General features: G+C 49.7%; 17 protein-coding genes and 1 pseudogene. 13 read left to right on the top strand and 5 right to left on the bottom strand.

Annotated features, from left to right (window positions below; translation table 11 throughout):
• Position 1: 1 nt before the first annotated feature.
• Positions 2–1,186: a multidrug efflux MFS transporter EmrD gene (emrD, locus tag ACJHX3_RS10225; protein WP_001604975.1), complete on the bottom strand. Its 1,185-nt coding sequence runs from the start codon at positions 1,184–1,186 to the stop codon at positions 2–4.
• An 81-nt stretch (positions 1,187–1,267) separates the two neighbouring features.
• Between emrD and ysdE the strand changes: the two genes are divergently transcribed.
• Positions 1,268–1,342 carry a protein YsdE gene (gene ysdE, locus ACJHX3_RS10220; protein WP_211180519.1) on the top strand — a complete coding sequence of 25 codons (75 nt, stop codon included), beginning with the start codon at positions 1,268–1,270 and terminating at the stop codon, positions 1,340–1,342.
• A gap of 123 nt (positions 1,343–1,465) precedes the next feature.
• Here the strand turns inward: ysdE and tisB are convergent, their stop codons facing one another.
• Positions 1,466–1,555, bottom strand: coding sequence for a type I toxin-antitoxin system toxin TisB (gene tisB, locus ACJHX3_RS10215; RefSeq protein WP_000060506.1), 90 nt, complete (start codon positions 1,553–1,555; stop codon positions 1,466–1,468).
• Between the two features lie 564 nt (positions 1,556–2,119).
• On the opposite strand from tisB, the gene ivbL reads away from it, so the two are divergent.
• The 9 genes from ivbL to uhpT all read left to right on the top strand — a co-directional run bounded on the left by ivbL (position 2,120) and on the right by uhpT (position 12,766).
• Entirely contained in the window at positions 2,120–2,218 is a 99-nt protein-coding gene (gene ivbL / locus ACJHX3_RS10210; RefSeq protein ID WP_001312198.1) for an ilvB operon leader peptide IvbL, read from the top strand.
• Between the two features lie 105 nt (positions 2,219–2,323).
• Positions 2,324–4,012, top strand: coding sequence for an acetolactate synthase large subunit (gene ilvB, locus ACJHX3_RS10205; protein WP_000168458.1), 1,689 nt, complete (start codon positions 2,324–2,326; stop codon positions 4,010–4,012).
• A gap of 3 nt (positions 4,013–4,015) precedes the next feature.
• Positions 4,016–4,306 carry an acetolactate synthase small subunit gene (gene ilvN / locus ACJHX3_RS10200; RefSeq protein ID WP_001181706.1) on the top strand — a complete coding sequence of 97 codons (291 nt, stop codon included), beginning with the start codon at positions 4,016–4,018 and terminating at the stop codon, positions 4,304–4,306.
• 1,075 nt (positions 4,307–5,381) lie between these two features.
• Positions 5,382–5,864, top strand: coding sequence for a hypothetical protein (locus tag ACJHX3_RS10195; RefSeq protein ID WP_140427138.1), 483 nt, complete (start codon positions 5,382–5,384; stop codon positions 5,862–5,864).
• 412 nt (positions 5,865–6,276) lie between these two features.
• Positions 6,277–7,536, top strand: coding sequence for a hypothetical protein (locus ACJHX3_RS10190; RefSeq protein ID WP_227467295.1), 1,260 nt, complete (start codon positions 6,277–6,279; stop codon positions 7,534–7,536).
• Between the two features lie 161 nt (positions 7,537–7,697).
• The gene (uhpA, locus tag ACJHX3_RS10185; protein ID WP_000633667.1) at positions 7,698–8,288 is read left to right on the top strand and encodes a transcriptional regulator UhpA; all 591 of its coding nucleotides are present in this window, start codon (positions 7,698–7,700) and stop codon (positions 8,286–8,288) included.
• On the top strand, positions 8,288–9,790 hold the full coding sequence (uhpB, locus tag ACJHX3_RS10180; RefSeq protein ID WP_001469012.1) for a signal transduction histidine-protein kinase/phosphatase UhpB: 1,503 nt from the start codon (positions 8,288–8,290) through the stop codon (positions 9,788–9,790). Before uhpA ends, uhpB begins: the two co-directional genes overlap by 1 nt.
• Before the next feature lie 9 nt (positions 9,791–9,799).
• Positions 9,800–11,119, top strand: a complete 1,320-nt coding sequence (gene uhpC / locus ACJHX3_RS10175; RefSeq protein ID WP_001301991.1) for an MFS transporter family glucose-6-phosphate receptor UhpC — start codon at positions 9,800–9,802, stop codon at positions 11,117–11,119.
• 255 nt (positions 11,120–11,374) lie between these two features.
• On the top strand, positions 11,375–12,766 hold the full coding sequence (gene uhpT, locus ACJHX3_RS10170) for a hexose-6-phosphate:phosphate antiporter (RefSeq protein WP_000879199.1): 1,392 nt from the start codon (positions 11,375–11,377) through the stop codon (positions 12,764–12,766).
• A 46-nt stretch (positions 12,767–12,812) separates the two neighbouring features.
• Here the strand turns inward: uhpT and adeD are convergent.
• Positions 12,813–14,579: pseudogene (gene adeD, locus ACJHX3_RS10165) on the bottom strand (adenine deaminase).
• Positions 14,580–14,753: 174 nt separating this feature from the next.
• Between adeD and adeQ the strand changes: the two are divergent.
• Both adeQ and ACJHX3_RS10155 read left to right on the top strand, forming a co-directional pair.
• Entirely contained in the window at positions 14,754–16,088 is a 1,335-nt protein-coding gene (gene adeQ, locus ACJHX3_RS10160) for an adenine permease AdeQ (RefSeq protein WP_001586450.1), read from the top strand.
• A 52-nt stretch (positions 16,089–16,140) separates the two neighbouring features.
• Positions 16,141–16,593, top strand: coding sequence for a DUF1198 domain-containing protein (locus ACJHX3_RS10155; RefSeq protein WP_001295241.1), 453 nt, complete (start codon positions 16,141–16,143; stop codon positions 16,591–16,593).
• Positions 16,594–16,708: 115 nt separating this feature from the next.
• On the opposite strand, the gene ACJHX3_RS10150 is transcribed toward ACJHX3_RS10155, so the two are convergent.
• Together ACJHX3_RS10150 and ACJHX3_RS10145 are read right to left on the bottom strand one after the other, a co-directional pair.
• Positions 16,709–17,032: a helix-turn-helix domain-containing protein gene (locus ACJHX3_RS10150; protein ID WP_000125646.1), complete on the bottom strand. Its 324-nt coding sequence runs from the start codon at positions 17,030–17,032 to the stop codon at positions 16,709–16,711.
• Positions 17,016–17,369, bottom strand: coding sequence for a type II toxin-antitoxin system RelE/ParE family toxin (locus ACJHX3_RS10145; protein ID WP_001309066.1), 354 nt, complete (start codon positions 17,367–17,369; stop codon positions 17,016–17,018). The genes ACJHX3_RS10150 and ACJHX3_RS10145 overlap by 17 nt, the downstream gene beginning before the upstream one ends.
• Before the next feature lie 233 nt (positions 17,370–17,602).
• On the opposite strand from ACJHX3_RS10145, the gene nepI reads away from it, so the two are divergent.
• The gene (nepI, locus tag ACJHX3_RS10140) at positions 17,603–18,787 is read left to right on the top strand and encodes a purine ribonucleoside efflux pump NepI (protein WP_001288554.1); all 1,185 of its coding nucleotides are present in this window, start codon (positions 17,603–17,605) and stop codon (positions 18,785–18,787) included.
• Positions 18,788–18,973: the final 186 nt, after the last annotated feature.

Below are 18,973 nucleotides of genomic sequence, written 5' to 3'. Positions count from 1 at the left end.
CTTAAACGGGCTGCCCCTGATGCGACATCCGCGTCGCCAGCGGTAGCCAGCACAGCACGATCAACAATCCCATTAAGGTCATCAACAACCCCAGGCTGCCCTGACCGGTTTGCGGCAACATCGCTGATAGCGACGCCAGCACGCCGGAACCAATGTTTTGCAGACCGCCGACCAGCGCGCCTGCGGTGCCCGCCAGGAAGGGGAACGGTTCCATCGCGCCGCTGGTCGCCAGCGGAAACAGCATCCCGGCACCGAAAAAGAACAGCGCGGCGGGAACGAGCAGCGTCCAGACATTCATCACGCCAAACCAGTCGGGGATCCACATCAGCAAGCCAGCCAGCAGGCAGCAGATAACCGACTGCCACATCAACGTTGAGAAGCGTTTATTAGGACGTCCGGCAAACCATGCCCCAAAAAATGCCGCCGGAATCGGCAGAATAAACAAAATACTGACCGTCATACTGCTCAGCCCTAATACCGCGCCCATCAGCACGCCGGAGCAGGCTTCAAAGGCGGCAATCCCGGCCAGACCGCCAATCAGCATCAGCAAATAACAGTTAAAACCGCTGTTACCGAAAAGCGTTTTATAACTGGTAAGCAGGCGTGTGCGCGGTGCGTCGACCGGACGCGTTTCCGGCATCCAGCGGGCCATACTGAAGGTCACACCGGCGCAAAGTACCAACAAAAAGAGATAACAGGCGCGCCAGTTCCACATCGTATCCAGCAGACCACCGATTAGCGGTGCGAGCAACGGACTGACAAGAATCCCCATGTTTAACAAGCTGTTAGCGTGGCGCAACTGTGTCCGTTCATATAAATCACGCGGCAACGTACGCGCCATTACACCGCCAACGCCGGTGCCCATGCCCTGCATCGCGCTGGCGGCAATCAATACCGTCAAACTGGAGGTCGTGACCGCGACTAGCGTTGCCAGCATAAAAATGGACATTCCGATGAGGATCACCGGTCGGCGGCCCACGCGGTCGGAAATCGGGCCATAAAACAGCTGCGAGACACCGTAAGTCAGCAGATAAGCGCCCATTACGCTCTGCACCGCCCCTTCACGGACGTTGAGATCGCGCGCCATATCGGCAATAGCTGGAATATAAATGGTTTGCGCCATCTGACCGACGGCCACGAGTAATACCAACATCAATAACAAATTGACGTTTCTATGCCTTTTCATTATCACGGATGCTTTTATAAAAATAATTAGAATAAGTCACTACGCATTCCCATAAATGCGGGAGAGGAATCTATCACATTGATAAATGTTAGCCAGATATACGCCAGGAATGGGGAATTGTTTAGCGGCAGAATATGTAAACAAAAGCGGCAATAAATGTTGCCGGGAGGGATGGTAGGGCGGATAAGATGCATCAGCATCGCATCCGACACCAACCCGCACGCTAAATATGAAAGGGGAGCGGTTACCCGCTCCCCTTTGGTGCGACTTGAATCTGAATTACTTCAGGTATTTCAGAACAGCATCAAGCAGTTGCAGTGCTGCAACAATGAGTTTGAGGATAAGAATGGCGATATCCACCAGGCTCATACGCGTCTCCTGTGGTTCAGGAGCACTGCCAGCTGACGTACCTTTCCGCTGCCTGTTGCCAGCTGTTGTGCACGCGGTATCTCAAGGAGAAACGTTGTGCTTGTTGACATAACACAGTGTGCTCACGCGGGGTTAAGGCGCTGACGGCACCACCCGTTTCAGCCAGGACTTAGTGCGCCGGGTAACGATGCGGCCCCCACATAACACATTGCGTACAGTGATATTATAGAAGTTTACTGTATAAATAAACAGTAATATTTGGACAAAACGCAAACTATGATCGATACTCAACTATGCACTAAATACGTCAAAATTCGTGCCGAAATTGCGCGTTCTGCGCGGAACACGTATACTTTCAGTGTTGACATAATACAGTGTGCTTTGCGGTTACCAGCCGCAGGCGACTGACGAAACCTCGCTCCGGCGGGGTTTTTTGTTACCTGCAATTCAGTACAAAACGTGATCAACCCCTCAATTTTCCCTTGCTGAAAAATTTTCCATTGTCTCCCCTGTAAAGCTGTGCTTGTATAAATATTGTTAAACACAAAACCAACAAGGTCCCCAATGACTACTTCCATGTTCAACGCAAAACTACTACCAACTGCGCCATCCGCCGCAGTGGTCGTCGTGCGTGTGGTGGTGGTCGTCGGCAATGCGCCGTAGGGACTGGAACAACACACGATTCCAAAACCCCGCCGGCGCAAACCGGGCGGGGTTTTTCGTTTAAGCACCTCCCGGAAAGTCGGCCCAGAAGAAAAGGACTGGAGCATGGCAAGTTCGGGCACAACATCAACGCGTAAGCGCTTTACCGGCGCAGAATTTATCGTTCATTTCCTGGAACAGCAGGGCATTAAGATTGTGACGGGCATTCCGGGCGGTTCTATCCTGCCTGTTTACGATGCCTTAAGCCAAAGCACGCAAATCCGCCATATTCTGGCTCGCCATGAACAGGGCGCGGGGTTTATCGCTCAGGGAATGGCGCGCACCGACGGTAAACCGGCGGTCTGTATGGCCTGTAGCGGGCCGGGCGCGACTAACCTGGTGACCGCCATTGCCGATGCGCGGCTGGACTCCATCCCGTTGATTTGCATCACCGGTCAGGTTCCCGCCTCGATGATCGGCACCGACGCCTTCCAGGAAGTGGACACCTACGGCATCTCTATCCCCATCACCAAACACAACTATCTGGTCAGACATATCGAAGAACTCCCGCAGGTCATGAGCGATGCCTTTCGTATTGCGCAATCAGGCCGCCCTGGCCCGGTGTGGATAGACATTCCTAAGGATGTGCAAACGGCCGTTTTTGAGATTGAAGCACAGCCCGCTATGGCAGAAAAAGCCGCCGCACCCGCTTTTAGCGAAGAAAGCATTCGTGACGCAGCGGCAATGATTAATGCTGCCAAACGCCCGGTGCTTTATCTGGGCGGCGGTGTGATCAATGCGCCTGCGCGAGTGCGTGAACTGGCGGAGAAAGCGCAGCTGCCTACCACCATGACTTTAATGGCGCTGGGCATGTTGCCAAAAGCGCATCCGTTGTCGCTGGGTATGCTGGGGATGCACGGTGTGCGCAGCACCAACTATATCTTGCAGGAGGCGGATCTGCTGATTGTTCTCGGCGCGCGTTTTGATGACCGGGCGATTGGCAAAACCGAGCAGTTCTGTCCGAATGCGAAAATTATTCATGTCGATATCGATCGCGCAGAGCTGGGTAAAATCAAGCAGCCGCACGTAGCGATTCAGGCGGATGTTGATGACGTGCTGGCGCAGCTGATCCCGCAGGTGGAAGCGCAACCGCGTGCAGAGTGGCACCAGTTGGTAGCGGATTTGCAGCGCGAATTCCCGTGTCCAATCCCGAAAGCGTGCGATCCATTAAGCCATTACGGCCTGATCAACGCCGTTGCCGCCTGTGTCGATGACAATGCGATTATCACCACCGACGTGGGTCAGCATCAGATGTGGACCGCGCAGGCTTATCCGCTCAATCGCCCACGCCAGTGGCTGACCTCCGGTGGGCTGGGCACGATGGGCTTTGGTCTGCCTGCGGCCATTGGCGCGGCGCTGGCGAACCCGGATCGCAAAGTGTTGTGTTTCTCCGGCGACGGCAGCCTGATGATGAATATTCAGGAGATGGCGACCGCCAGTGAAAATCAGCTGGATGTCAAAATCATTCTGATGAACAACGAAGCGCTGGGGCTGGTACATCAGCAACAGAGTCTGTTCTACAAGCAGGGCGTTTTTGCCGCTACCTATCCGGGAAAAATCAACTTTATGCAGATTGCCGCCGGATTCGGCCTCGAAACCTGTGATTTGAATAACGAAGCCGATCCGCAGGCTGCATTGCAGGAAATCATCAATCGACCAGGTCCGGCGCTGATCCATGTGCGTATTGATGCCGAAGAAAAAGTATACCCGATGGTGCCGCCAGGTGCGGCGAATACTGAAATGGTGGGGGAATAAGCCATGCAAAACACAACTCATGACAACGTGATTCTCGAACTCACCGTTCGCAACCATCCGGGCGTAATGACCCACGTTTGTGGCCTTTTTGCCCGTCGCGCTTTTAACGTCGAAGGCATTCTCTGCCTGCCGATTCAGGACAGCGACAAAAGCCATATCTGGCTACTGGTCAATGACGACCAGCGTCTGGAGCAGATGATAAGCCAAATCGATAAGCTGGAGGATGTGGTGAAAGTGCAGCGTAATCAGTCCGATCCGACGATGTTTAACAAGATTGCAGTGTTTTTTCAGTAAGGAGCGACATTAAACCGCTCGGGGGAGTTACTGATGAGCGATTTTTGATAGATCCGTTCAGATATATAGGGTGAAATTGTGCCAGAGACCATCTCAGGCACAATTTATTAGCCCAGGACGTTAATTTAAGTCGCTGCACCGGTAACCTGGGGGGGACAGTTAGGGCTAAAATTTCCAGCGATGGTGTTAAATTCTGATTGCTGTATATACCAGTGGTCATGACCAGCATTCTATTAATTAATGGTTCATCGAGAGGTATATTATGGCAAGCCCTATAAACAGCGGAATAATGATGGCAAATCTCTGCCCTTCCACCTTTTTGGATAAAAATATAAATATCGCTGCTGAGCTTGATATTACAAATAATGAGAGAAAATATTCACCTGGCAGTAATTTTGCAAAATGGATGTTGCAGGAAATAAAGCGCTTAATACTAAATATCATGTCCGGTTCTCGGAGTGTTAACACCGATATTCTTGACTATTTCCACCCTATGCCAGGCACGGAAAATAATGGCAATCGTACCTGGATGGCGGCAACTGGAGAGAACGAATATACCGAAATCAAACAAACAGGTGATAAAGCCTTTAAAGTTATACAGTATGACGCCGGTGAAAAAAATACAAAAAAAACAGTAAAAGAAACATCATATTCTGGAGTGGCTGTGGCGACTATTATCAAGTCGCTGTCTGAAAAAACTGCTGCGTTAGAAACACATTCTGCTGATATGGTTTTGAGGAAAAAATTAGTTAATAGTATTGTTCTGATGAATGCGGATTGTAATTACGAAATGCCTGCAGAAATTTTGAGTAATACATATGATTTATTAAACCTGCGAATTCAAAAAGATGAGGGGCATTTACCTGTTCAGGAAAAAATTGATATTACTGAGAATTATTTACACTCTGTGACTATGGATGCTCATAGATGTATAAAAGAACAAACTAAACCAAGTGGTGCTGCAAAAATAACTTGCTGTGGTGTTGAGTTAAGTAAAGATATTCTTGAAATATTTGCAAGCAAAATTGAAATGATTGAAAAAGATCTAAGTTATAGTCAAAAGACACCTGAACAATTGGTTGCACAGGTTTGCTTTAATGATGATGAATGTGCTCGGGTAAGAGAATTATTAAAACAATCAAATGGTAATATTACGGATGATAAGATTGATGAAATAATCGCTTGCTTAGCCAGTCCTCAGGGGATTGCATGTTTTTATTATTCTTCCGCACAAGGCTATCAGACTTGCTTACAACATACATCTCAAGATGTTCGCGAGTTACTCTCAAAAAGTATTGATACTTTCATTTCACCAACAGTGGATTTAAAAAAATCAGGAAATTCTTTTTTTGGGTCTGGAAAGTATCTTAATGAAATGGATTTTACTATAAATGGGTTTAGTCAGAAGATGTATGTGATGGCGGTTAATAAAATTGAAAATGAAGTTAAACTTCAGTGTGCTCGTTATTTCACTACCGGTATGGTCGACAAAGAAAACTCCAAAATAGATAAAGTCGCTTTTACATTTTCCGCTGCCGCAACAACTGCTGATTTATGATTTTTTCTTGATGAAGCGCGTTTATCATTAAGGTGAACGCGTATTGTTAACCGTCTGTGTGTAAACAGTCTTTTTGAAAAAATGAGCGATTTTTGATAGTGAATAAGTAGTGTTAGTGATGCAATTGCATTGGGAAAATCGTTCGGAAAATAAGCTCCAGTATTATTGCATTTTTCTTAACGAACTGGCACATGGAGGTCGCTTTATGACCAATTGTGGCGCTAATATTAATGCTTTGAATAATATCAAAGTTGTATATATGAATATTGAGAAAAACCATGAGGTTATTATGGGAACTTATAGCGTAACCACCAATCCAGTTAAACAGAGTGTTCTGTTTCACCAAAAACAGCAAAATTTAAATAAGAGTATTAAGCGTGATCTTAATGTAGATTTTTCTAACATTGACGTAATGAAAAAAAGTGGTCTGATTGACAATTGCAGAACAGTACCAACAGAACCCGTGAAGGTAAGCTTTAGAGAATCATTTGTAAATATATTAACTCATCTGCTGGAAATATTGCATCTTTATCGTTATGAGGTTAATTCTAAATTCATCCCTTATTTTCATGTTACACCTGAATCTCAGGATTCGAATAATAAAATATGGATTGCTGTAACGGGTTTAGATAGTTATGTCAAAATTGAACAACTCGGTAGTGACAGTTTTAAAGAAACCCAATTGTATCGTGAATATCATAAGAAAAAAAATGGTAAAACTGAAAGTATAAAGCATGAGGAAGTCAGGGTATTTTCAGGGCCTCACGCACAAGAGTTTTTGCAGCTCTTATCACAACATGATCAACAGGAAAGAGAACAACTCTCAGAATTAACAGTTGCTGCAAATACTCTTAAGCTGGAAGTTGCTAAAAATAACTATGACATGAAATACTCTTTTGATAGGCAAATCGAATGCCGAATGATAGAGCTTTTAAGGGAACAAAAAGATTTAATTCCAGAAAAGTATTTACATCAATCATCTATAAAAAACCTTAAGCTTCGTGAGGAAGAATTTAGCTCACTCCTTGCAGATGTAGAAAGACAAGTTCTGGAGGGAAGTTCATTTGTTTTATGTTGTGGTGAAAAAATAAACGGCACTATAAGTGAATTACTTCGCAAAAAAATTACAGATTCATCACATTCCACCAAATCTCTCACTCTCTCTGAATCTCCTTCTTATGATTTTTATGAGGAAATATTCAAGAAAGCTCTTTTCACACCTGATGAATGTCATCTGGTGAGAGATTCTTTAGTGCAGGATGGTATAAAGCCAGAAAAAATAGCAAAAATTATTTCTTGTTTATCCAGTCGTACCGGGATTGGAAATTTGTTTTATGCCTGTTCACAAGCATTTCATGTTGCTAATGATAACGCTGCACTTGATGTGCGTCGCGCCGCTACGTCTGTTGGCGATACAATAGATGTTTGTCCGAGTTTTGTTGCTTTGAATGGTAGAAATTACCATCAGCATGTCGATTTCTCAGAATACGGATTCACACAAACCCTTTGCGTCTTAGGAGCAGTCGTAAATAACGCGAATGACACCTTTGATGTTGCTAATTATATCTATACCACTAAAGGCGAAAATATTATCCATAACGACGCTGAAAATGATGTCCGCAATCTAAGGAGAAATATCTCAGGCAATATTACGATTGCAACCTACAAATAATTCGCTTTTTCTCAATAACACGCACCAAACGCTTACCTCTCTGGTAAGCGTTTTGACGATAAGCTCAACATCATTAAGCCAATACATACCCCATATCCAACTTGAACAACATCGCGCTTATCGTTAAGGTATGCGCGTTTTTTATCCGCCAGGACCCAATCATGATCACCGTTGCCCTTATAGACGATCACCTCATCGTCCGCTCCGGCTTTGCGCAGTTGCTGGGGCTGGAACCTGATTTGCAAGTAGTTGCCGAGTTTGGTTCGGGGCGCGAGGCGCTGGCGGGGCTGCCGGGGCGCGGTGTGCAGGTGTGTATTTGCGATATCTCCATGCCCGATATCTCCGGTCTGGAGCTGCTAAGCCAGCTGCCGAAAGGTATGGCGACGATTATGCTCTCCGTTCACGACAGTCCGGCGCTGGTTGAGCAGGCGCTTAACGCGGGGGCGCGCGGCTTTCTCTCCAAGCGTTGTAGCCCTGACGAACTGATTGCTGCGGTGCATACGGTTGCCACAGGCGGCTGTTATCTGACGCCGGATATTGCCATTAAACTGGCATCCGGTCGCCAGGACCCGCTAACCAAACGTGAACGCCAGGTGGCGGAAAAACTGGCGCAAGGAATGGCGGTGAAAGAGATTGCCGCCGAACTGGGCTTGTCACCGAAAACGGTACACGTCCATCGCGCCAATCTGATGGAAAAACTGGGCGTCAGTAACGACGTTGAACTGGCGCACCGTATGTTTGATGGCTGGTGATGAAGACGTTGTTCTCCCGCTTAATTACCGTTATTGCCTGCTTTTTTATCTTCTCTGCCGCATGGTTTTGCCTGTGGAGCATCAGCCTGCACCTGGTTGAGCGCCCTGATATGGCGGTGCTGTTATTTCCGTTTGGTCTGCGTCTGGGGCTAATGCTGCAATGCCCGCGCGGATACTGGCCGGTGCTGCTGGGCGCGGAGTGGCTGCTGATTTACTGGCTAACGCAGGCGGTCGGGTTAACCCATTTCTCCTTATTGATGATCGGTAGTTTACTGACGTTATTGCCCGTGGCGCTGATCTCGCGCTATCGCCATCAACGTGACTGGCGCACCCTGCTGTTACAGGGGGCAGCGCTGACGGCGGCGGCGTTGTTGCAGTCGCTGCCCTGGCTTTGGCACGGCAAAGAGTCGTGGAATGCGCTGTTGCTGACTTTAACTGGCGGCCTGACGCTGGCCCCGATATGTCTGGTGTTCTGGCACTATCTCGCCAATAACACCTGGCTGCCGCTCGGGCCGTCACTGGTTTCTCAGCCAATCAACTGGCGCGGGCGGCATCTGGTCTGGTACTTGCTGCTGTTTGTTATTAGTCTCTGGCTCCAGTTGGGATTGCCGGACGAACTGTCGCGCTTTACGCCATTCTGTCTGGCGCTGCCGATTATCGCGCTGGCCTGGCACTACGGCTGGCAAGGGGCGCTGATTGCGACGTTGATGAACGCCATCGCGCTGATCGCCAGTCAAACCTGGCGCGATCATTCGGTGGATTTATTGCTCTCGCTGCTGGTGCAAAGTCTGACAGGGCTGTTACTGGGCGCAGGCATCCAGCGGTTGCGTGAACTTAACCAGTCGCTGCAAAAGGAACTAGCGCGCAATCAGCATCTGGCTGAACGTTTGTTAGAAACTGAAGAGAGCGTGCGCCGCGACGTGGCGCGTGAGCTGCACGATGATATCGGCCAGACTATCACTGCCATTCGTACTCAGGCGGGCATTGTCCAGCGGCTGGCGGCAGATAACGCCAGTGTGAAGCAGAGCGGGCAGCTCATCGAACAACTGTCGCTGGGCGTTTACGACGCGGTGCGCCGTTTGTTAGGGCGGTTACGTCCGCGCCAGTTGGATGATCTCACCCTGGAGCAGGCCATCCGCTCACTAATGCGGGAAATGGAGCTGGAAGGGCGCGGCATTGTCAGCCATCTCGAATGGCGAATCGATGAATCAGCGTTAAGCGAAAACCAGCGCGTGACGCTGTTTCGTGTCTGCCAGGAAGGGCTGAACAACATTGTGAAACATGCTGATGCCAGCGCGGTCACCCTGCAAGGCTGGCAGCAGGATGAACGGTTGATGCTGGTGATTGAAGACGATGGCAGCGGTTTGCCGCCGGGTTCCGGGCAACAAGGTTTTGGCCTCACCGGAATGCGCGAGCGCGTAACGGCGCTGGGCGGCACATTGACCATTTCCTGCCTGCATGGCACGCGTGTCAGCGTTTCTCTACCTCAACGCTATGTCTAAGGTTTGATGATGTTGCCGTTTCTGAAAGCGCCTGCCGATGCGCCATTAATGACTGATAAACATGAAATTGATGCCCGCTATCGCTACTGGCGTCGGCATATTCTGCTGACCATCTGGCTGGGTTACGCGCTGTTTTACTTCACGCGGAAAAGTTTTAACGCCGCTGTACCAGAAATCCTTGCTAATGGCGTGCTCAGCCGTAGCGATATCGGCCTGTTAGCGACCCTGTTTTACATTACCTACGGCGTGTCGAAGTTTGTCTCCGGCATTGTCAGCGACCGCTCAAATGCCCGTTATTTTATGGGGATAGGGCTTATCGCCACGGGCATCATCAACATTCTGTTTGGCTTCTCGACGTCGCTATGGGCGTTTGCCGTACTTTGGGTGCTGAACGCCTTTTTCCAGGGCTGGGGTTCACCGGTGTGTGCGCGTCTGTTAACGGCCTGGTATTCTCGTACCGAGCGCGGCGGTTGGTGGGCATTATGGAACACGGCGCATAACGTCGGCGGCGCACTCATTCCCATTGTGATGGCAGCGGCTGCACTGCATTACGGCTGGCGTGCCGGAATGATGATTGCGGGTTGTATGGCGATAGTCGTGGGGATTTTTCTCTGCTGGCGGCTGCGCGATCGCCCGCAGGCGTTAGGTTTACCTGCGGTTGGTGAATGGCGGCACGATGCGCTGGAGATTGCTCAACAACAAGAAGGGGCAGGGCTGACGCGTAAAGAGATCCTCACCAAGTATGTGTTGTTGAATCCGTATATCTGGCTGCTTTCGTTTTGCTATGTGCTGGTCTATGTGGTTCGGGCGGCGATCAACGACTGGGGCAATTTGTATATGTCCGAGACGCTGGGCGTCGATCTGGTCACGGCGAATACAGCAGTGACGATGTTTGAACTGGGCGGATTTATCGGTGCGCTGGTAGCGGGTTGGGGCTCGGACAAACTGTTTAACGGCAACCGCGGGCCGATGAATTTGATTTTCGCTGCCGGAATTTTGCTTTCAGTCGGCTCGCTGTGGCTGATGCCATTTGCCAGCTACGTGATGCAGGCAACCTGCTTCTTCACCATTGGTTTTTTTGTCTTTGGCCCGCAGATGTTAATCGGCATGGCGGCGGCAGAGTGTTCCCACAAAGAGGCGGCAGGGGCGGCGACGGGGTTTGTCGGCTTGTTTGCTTATCTGGGGGCGTCGCTTGCTGGTTGGCCGCTGGCGAAAGTGCTCGATACCTGGCACTGGAGCGGATTTTTTGTGGTTATCGCCATTGCCGCCGGGATTTCCGCACTGCTGTTACTGCCCTTTTTGAACGCCCAGACACCGCGCGAAGCGTGATGCATCTCACCTTTTCACTTCATATCCGGCAAAACTAAGAAATTTTCCAGGTTTTGCCTGGACGCTATCTCAGGCCTGATTTGCTGCTGATTTTTACAATGCCATCATTCATTAATTCTTTCCCAAAATAATTCAAGTTGCAGGAACGCAGCAAACGCGTGAGTCCCGGGAGCATAGTGAACTATGTGACCGGGAGGAATGCGTGCAGCTAAGGCACCTGCGGCTTGAAGTATGAAGGGAAATCAGGAGTAACCCATGCTGGCTTTCTTAAACCAGGTTCGCAAGCCGACCCTGGACCTTCCGCTCGAAGTGCGGCGCAAAATGTGGTTCAAACCGTTCATGCAATCCTACCTGGTGGTCTTTATCGGCTACCTGACGATGTACCTGATTCGCAAGAACTTTAACATCGCGCAGAACGACATGATCTCGACCTACGGGTTGAGCATGACGCAGCTGGGGATGATCGGCCTGGGTTTCTCCATCACTTATGGCGTGGGTAAAACGCTGGTTTCCTACTACGCCGACGGCAAAAATACCAAACAATTCCTGCCGTTCATGCTGATCCTGTCTGCCATTTGTATGCTGGGCTTCAGTGCCAGTATGGGCAGCGGCTCGGTTAGCCTGTTCCTGATGATTGCCTTCTACGCCTTAAGCGGCTTTTTCCAGAGCACCGGCGGTTCGTGCAGTTACTCCACCATCACCAAATGGACGCCGCGTCGTAAGCGCGGGACCTTCCTCGGTTTCTGGAACATTTCTCACAACCTTGGCGGTGCAGGCGCAGCTGGTGTGGCACTGTTCGGCGCAAATTACCTGTTCGATGGTCATGTCATCGGCATGTTTATTTTCCCGTCGATTATCGCGCTGATTGTCGGTTTTATCGGCCTGCGTTACGGCAGCGACTCCCCGGAATCTTATGGCCTCGGCAAAGCTGAAGAGCTGTTTGGCGAGGAGATCAGTGAAGAGGATAAAGAGACAGAATCTACCGATATGACCAAGTGGCAGATCTTTGTTGAGTATGTGCTGAAAAACAAAGTGATCTGGCTGCTGTGCTTCGCCAACATTTTCCTCTATGTGGTGCGTATTGGTATCGACCAGTGGTCAACCGTGTATGCGTTCCAGGAACTGAAACTCTCTAAAGCGGTGGCGATTCAGGGCTTTACGCTGTTTGAAGCTGGTGCGCTGGTCGGTACGCTGCTGTGGGGCTGGCTCTCTGACCTGGCGAACGGTCGCCGTGGCCTGGTGGCCTGCATCGCGCTGGCGCTGATTATCGCCACGCTCGGTGTGTATCAACATGCCAGCAATCAATATATCTATCTGGCTTCTCTCTTTGCGTTGGGTTTCCTGGTCTTTGGCCCGCAATTGTTGATTGGTGTGGCTGCTGTTGGCTTTGTACCTAAAAAAGCGATTGGCGCTGCCGATGGTATTAAAGGCACCTTCGCTTACCTGATTGGCGACAGCTTTGCCAAGTTAGGTCTGGGAATGATTGCCGATGGGACGCCGGTATTCGGCCTTACCGGCTGGGCAGGCACCTTCGCCGCACTTGATATCGCCGCGATTGGTTGTATTTGCCTGATGGCGATAGTGGCGGTGATGGAAGAACGCAAAATCCGCCGCGAGAAAAAAATTCAGCAGTTGACAGTGGCATAAACGTAACTGGTGACTTTTGCCCGGCATGACGCCGGGCTTTTTTTTATTATTCCGTGACTTCCAGCGTAGTGAAGGCAAACTTCTCGCCATCAAATAGCCCCTGACTGGTTAGTTTCAGCGCGGGGATCACTGGCAGAGAAAGAAACGCCATCTGAATAAACGGCTCATCGGGTAACGGACCGCATTCACGGGCGGCAGCTTTCAAGGCGTCAATTTGCTCCGCCAGTGACTGCGCCGTGTCGGTGCTCATCAGCCCGGCAATGGGCAACGGCAGATGACTCTGTACCTGGCCGTTACGGACCACGCACAACCCACCGCCATCCTGAATCACCTGATTGACCGCCAGCGCCATCTCTTCGGCACTGCGACCGATCACCACAATATTATGGCTGTCATGGCTGACCGTCGCAGCCAGCGCGCCTTCATTCAGACCAAAGCCGCCGAGCAAACCACAAGCCGGAGCCAGACGTTGCCCGTAACGCTCAAGTACGGCAATAAAGCACACATCATCGCGATCAAAACCATTTTCGCTGTAGACGCTGGAGTGGGAGTGCGTAATCAATTCGTTATGGATGACGTCAATGACCCGATAGCGTTTTCCGGGCGTAAATTGCAGGGCAAAGTCGCTGGCGGAAACTGGCTGGCGGGCAATGGTATTGCCATACGGGGGAGCGGATTGTGCCAGTCTCGCCGACTCTTCCGCCTGTAAGGTTTGCGCATCAATCGGCTCGCCTTTCACCAGTACCTGCTGCACCGTGACCTTACGCGCATCGCTCAACAGGACGATATCGGCCTGCTTGCCGGGTGCCAGTAAGCCGAGGTGATTCAGACCAAAATGGCGCGCCGTCGACCAGCTGGCGACGCGATATGCCACATGCAGCGGCACATTGTGTTGTTCGATCAGGCGGCGAATTAAGGCATCGATGTGTCCTTCATGGGCGATTTCCCACGGGTTACGGTCATCGGTACAGAGCATGCATTGCGGGCTGTTAAATTCGTTGATCAACGGTGCCAGCGCGTTGAGATTGCGGGCAGCGGACCCTTCGCGGATCATCAACGACATACCGAGTTGTAATTTCCGGCGTCCTTCTTCCAGCTGATAACTTTCGTGGCAGTTTTCAATACCCGCAGCAATATAGGCGTTAAGTGCTTTACCACCCAAACCCGGGCAGTGACCGTCCAGCGTCAGGTGGCGAAATGCATCCAGTTTATCGAGCAGCGCATTCTGCCCGCTAATTACGCCAGGGTAGTCCATCATTTCTGCAAGGCCGGTAACCTGCGGATGGTCCCGCTAGGCGAGCATCTGTTCAAGGGTAAAACTGGCACCATTAACATCGCAGCCTTCCAGGGCGGGTACGCAAGAGCTGACCTGTAAGTACTGGTTTTGTCTTGCCTGTTCGGCACAGCGGGCAAACCAGGCGAATCCGGCTTCGCCCATCACGTTGACGATTTCATGAGGGTCGCAAATAACGGTCGTCAGGCCACGCGGCAGGGTAGCGGTTTCAAAGGTGACCGGCGTCATCATGCTGGATTCAATATGCAGGTGAGCATCAATAAACCCTGGCACCGCCGTTGCGCCGTGGGCATCAATCCGCTGCAAAGCCGGAGCATCAGTGTATTCTGCGCCAACACCGGCAATGTAACGCCCTTTAATCACAATTGGGCCGGAAATTTCTCCGCCATTGATCAGGTCGAGAATAGAGACATTATCAATAATATAATCGGCAACAGCCTCGCCACGGGAAACGGCTAACAATTCCTGGTATTCCGCCCGGCTAATGTGATGAAATTTATGGTTAATAGAATTATTCATATTTTTCTCATTTTGATTTTATCAATTTGATTATTATTTATCATAAAGAAACGTCGCGAGATTATTAAAGAATATCCATTAATGTGCAATTGAAATGTGATAATTATCACTGAACCGTTGTTGTCATTTGTTTTACAAAAGCAAGGGATTAAATCTCCTCCAATGGACAAAAAAATGAATAATGACAATACCGATTACGTGAGTAATGAATCAGGGACGCTTTCGCGATTATTTAAACTACCTCAGCATGGGACCACCGTCCGCACAGAATTGATTGCGGGGATGACCACTTTTTTAACCATGGTGTACATCGTTTTTGTGAACCCGCAAATCCTCGGCGCGGCACAAATGGACCCGAAAGTGGTGTTTGTTACCACCTGTTTGATTGCCGGTATCGGCAGTATTGCGATGGGGATATTTGCTAACTTACCCGTGGCGCTGGCTCCAGCAATGGGGCTGAACGCCTTCTTTGCGTTCGTGGTCGTGGGGGCGATGGGTATCTCCTGGCAGACCGGGATGGGCGCGATATTCTGGGGCGCAATTGGGCTATTTTTGCTCACGCTATTTCGTATCCGGTACTGGATGATCTCCAACATTCCATTAAGTTTACGTATTGGTATCACCAGCGGAATCGGATTATTTATCGCCTTAATGGGATTAAAAAATACTGGCGTTATTGTCGCCAATAAAGACACCCTGGTGATGATTGGCGATTTAAGTTCTCACGGCGTGTTGTTAGGTATTTTAGGGTTTTTTATTATAACCGTGTTGTCATCACGTCATTTTCATGCCGCGGTGCTTGTTTCTATTGTGGTGACGTCTTGCTGTGGCTTATTTTTCGGTGATGTTCATTTTAGCGGTGTCTATTCCATTCCGCCTGATATTAGCGGCGTCATTGGTGAAGTAGATTTGAGCGGCGCGTTAACACTTGAACTCGCCGGTATCATTTTCTCCTTTATGCTGATCAACCTATTTGATTCATCAGGAACATTAATTGGTGTAACTGATAAAGCTGGCTTAATAGATAGTAACGGTCAATTCCCCAATATGAATAAGGCGCTGTATGTTGATAGCGTCAGTTCGGTGGCAGGCGCATTTATTGGTACCTCATCTGTTACTGCCTATATTGAAAGTACTTCTGGTGTGGCGGTCGGTGGTCGCACGGGGCTGACGGCTGTCGTGGTCGGCGTTATGTTCCTGTTAGTTATGTTCTTCTCACCGCTGGTGGCGATGGTTCCTCCTTACGCAACCGCCGGAGCGTTAATCTTTGTTGGCGTGCTGATGACTTCGAGCCTGGCGCGCGTTAACTGGGATGATTTTACCGAATCGGTGCCCGCATTTATTACCACGGTGATGATGCCCTTTACTTTCTCGATCACCGAAGGGATTGCACTCGGCTTTATGTCGTACTGCATCATGAAAGTGTGCACCGGGCGCTGGCGCGATCTGAACCTGTGTGTGGTGGTGGTCGCAGCTCTGTTTGCACTGAAGATTATTCTGGTGGATTAGTAACTGGCGAGGGTTTCCAGATATCATGAGTTCTGATTACGCAGGAGAACTCATGATCTGGATAATGCTCGCCACGCTGGCGGTAGTGTTTGTGGTTGGTTTTCGGGTGCTGACATCCGGGGCCAGAAAAGCGATTCGCCGTCTCAGCGATCGGCTGAATATCGATGTCGTACCCGTGGAGTCGATGGTCGATCAAATGGGAAAGTCAGCCGGTGACGAATTTTTACGTTATTTGCATCGTCCGGATGAGTCGCACCTGCAAAACGCCGCGCAGGTGTTGCTCATCTGGCAAATTGTCATTGTCGATGGTAGCGAACAGAACCTGCTGCAATGGCATCGGATTTTACAAAAAGCCCGTCTTGCCGCTCCCATTACCGATGCTCAGGTCAGGCTGGCGCTGGGTTTTCTGCGCGAAACCGAACCTGAAATGCAGGATATTAATGCTTTTCAGATGCGCTATAACGCGTTCTTTCAGCCTGCCGAGGGCGTTCACTGGTTGCATTAAAACCGCTTCGTCTTATCAGCCTACAGACCGCGCCTGACCTGTAGGGTGGATAAGGCGTTCATGCCGCATCCGGTATCGGAACTGACAGTAGGTGAACGCATTATCTACGTTCTATTTACAGCAGCACCTCCAGCCCGTGTTTTTGCACAATGCTGAGCAGTTTTAATGAAATGCCATTGGGGCGTTTAGCGCCACTTTCCCATTTTTGTACAGTTGAAACGCTGGTATTGAGATAGTGAGCGAAGACGGGCTGACTCACTTTTAATTTTTCCCGCAGTGCTTTTATCTCAACAGGTTGTAAGTCTTGCACGCTGGTCAGGCAGGCTTTGTCAAAAGTACGCATCGTTTCGGCAGAAATAGCATTGACGCTGGACAATCCAGCCGCTGCGCTGTGAATAGCCTCAAATGCAGGACTTTTAAATTTAGTTTTTGCAGTCATAGCAGATCTCTGTCAGTTCTTTAGTGTTAATCATTGCTGTTAGTTGGGCTTTCGTCAGGAAGGCATAATGCTTTGCAAGTTCACGAAACCCAGCCAGTTCCTGACTATTGATGTTCGACATATCCTGTTTTGCATATAAAAACGTGTAAAACCAATTGCTTCCCCCTTTCGCCAGAATAATTGCACGCTCACGATTTTTGTGAAGGCGCTTTTTAAAAAAGCCACCGCCAAGTGCATCAGCTTTACCTTGTTCTGTTTCTAAAATGGCCCGGCACAACTCTTCATCTGTTATTGCATGAGACCTGGCTTCCCTTGCAAACCATTTGGTTTTAAACACGCGTATATCGTTGAGGTCCTGTTATTAAAGTATATCACCAAGTGCAATACTTTATCCCTTGTTCCCAACACAATCGCGAAAATACATATCACCTTGCCCTATGATTTTTATTTCTTCGAGCAGCCTCGAGCTTTTCCCACAACACCGTAAAAGTTGCAAAAACGTTAAATGCGTCACACATTTCAATGTTAAAGTGGTCGGCTTTTCCCCTGAAACATGCCACGGGTAACACCATGAGTGAATTTATTGCCGAAAACCGCGGCGCGGATGCCATCACCCGACCGAACTGGTCAGCCGTTTTCTCGGTGGCGTTTTGCGTCGCCTGTCTGATTATCGTTGAGTTTTTGCCTGTCAGTTTGTTGACGCCAATGGCCCAGGATTTAGGCATTTCGGAAGGGGTTGCCGGGCAATCGGTGACCGTGACCGCCTTTGTGGCAATGTTTGCCAGTTTGTTTATTACCCAGACAATTCAGGCCACTGACCGCCGCTACGTTGTTATTTTGTTTGCCGTTTTGCTGACGCTCTCCTGTTTGCTGGTTTCCTTTGCCAACTCATTCAGTTTGCTTTTAATCGGTCGTGCCTGTCTGGGGTTGGCGCTGGGCGGGTTTTGGGCGATGTCGGCGTCGCTGACCATGCGTCTGGTACCGCCGCGTACGGTGCCGAAGGCGCTGTCGGTGATCTTCGGCGCGGTTTCTATTGCGCTGGTGATTGCCGCACCGTTGGGCAGTTTTTTAGGCGAGCTTATCGGTTGGCGCAATGTCTTTAATGCGGCGGCGGTGATGGGCGTGCTGTGTATTTTCTGGATTATCAAATCATTGCCTTCGCTGCCAGGCGAACCCTCGCATCAGAAACAAAATACTTTCCGCTTATTACAACGTCCGGGTGTGATGGCAGGGATGCTCGCCATCTTCATGTCTTTCGCCGGGCAGTTTGCTTTCTTCACGTATATTCGCCCGGTGTATATGAACCTGGCGGGATTCGGCGTGGATGGCTTAACGCTGGTGCTGTTGAGTTTTGGTATCGCCAGCTTTATTGGTACGTCGCTTTCGTCGTTCATTCTTAAACGTTCGGTAAAACTGGCCTTAGCAGGCGCGCCATTAATACTGGCTGTGAGTGCGTTGGTGCTGACGTTGTGGGGAAGCGATAAAATCGTTGCTACCGGCGTGGCGATTATCTGGGGGCTAACTTTTGCATTGGTTCCTGTCGGCTGGTCAACGTGGATCACCCGCTCACTGGCCGATCAGGCAGAAAAAGCCGGGTCTATTCAGGTGGCGGTTATTCAGCTTGCTAATACCTGTGGCGCGGCAATCGGCGGTTATGCGCTGGATAATATTGGTCTGACTTCGCCGTTGATGTTGTCTGGCACATTGATGTTGCTGACGGCGTTATTGGTCACCGCAAAGGTGAAAATGAAGTAACGTATTTACAGGAGGGGTTACTGCTCTGGCGGGAAGCTCTCCTGTTCTTCCTCCTGATAATCCTTGATCAGGTATTGTTCTTATCTTGTTGTTATTTCCATTATTCCGCCTGTATTCATCATTTGCTAATCATGAATCATCATTTTCCCTCATGTTAAAGAAAGGTCATTTAATCTGAACGCATAG

This window comes from Escherichia sp. WS1265 (assembly GCF_046487585.1).
Classification (GTDB): Bacteria; Pseudomonadota; Gammaproteobacteria; order Enterobacterales; family Enterobacteriaceae; genus Escherichia; species Escherichia coli.
This window is presented reverse-complemented; position numbering and strand designations above follow the sequence as displayed.

Bases quoted from the DNA above. Each gene is read 5' to 3' on its own strand.
- ACJHX3_RS10155 (WP_001295241.1), top strand. From the start codon at position 16,141: ATGATCTGGATAATGCTCGCCACGCTGGCGGTAGTGTTTGTGGTTGGT.
- nepI (WP_001288554.1), top strand. From the start codon at position 17,603: ATGAGTGAATTTATTGCCGAAAACCGCGGCGCGGATGCCATCACCCGA.
- adeQ (WP_001586450.1), top strand. From the start codon at position 14,754: ATGAATAATGACAATACCGATTACGTGAGTAATGAATCAGGGACGCTT.
- uhpB (WP_001469012.1), top strand. From the start codon at position 8,288: ATGAAGACGTTGTTCTCCCGCTTAATTACCGTTATTGCCTGCTTTTTT.
- ilvB (WP_000168458.1), top strand. From the start codon at position 2,324: ATGGCAAGTTCGGGCACAACATCAACGCGTAAGCGCTTTACCGGCGCA.
- ACJHX3_RS10150 (WP_000125646.1), bottom strand. From the start codon at position 17,032: ATGACTGCAAAAACTAAATTTAAAAGTCCTGCATTTGAGGCTATTCAC.
- uhpT (WP_000879199.1), top strand. From the start codon at position 11,375: ATGCTGGCTTTCTTAAACCAGGTTCGCAAGCCGACCCTGGACCTTCCG.
- ilvN (WP_001181706.1), top strand. From the start codon at position 4,016: ATGCAAAACACAACTCATGACAACGTGATTCTCGAACTCACCGTTCGC.
- ACJHX3_RS10190 (WP_227467295.1), top strand. From the start codon at position 6,277: ATGAAAAAAAGTGGTCTGATTGACAATTGCAGAACAGTACCAACAGAA.
- tisB (WP_000060506.1), bottom strand. From the start codon at position 1,555: ATGAGCCTGGTGGATATCGCCATTCTTATCCTCAAACTCATTGTTGCA.
- uhpC (WP_001301991.1), top strand. From the start codon at position 9,800: ATGTTGCCGTTTCTGAAAGCGCCTGCCGATGCGCCATTAATGACTGAT.
- ivbL (WP_001312198.1), top strand. From the start codon at position 2,120: ATGACTACTTCCATGTTCAACGCAAAACTACTACCAACTGCGCCATCC.
- emrD (WP_001604975.1), bottom strand. From the start codon at position 1,186: ATGAAAAGGCATAGAAACGTCAATTTGTTATTGATGTTGGTATTACTC.
- uhpA (WP_000633667.1), top strand. From the start codon at position 7,698: ATGATCACCGTTGCCCTTATAGACGATCACCTCATCGTCCGCTCCGGC.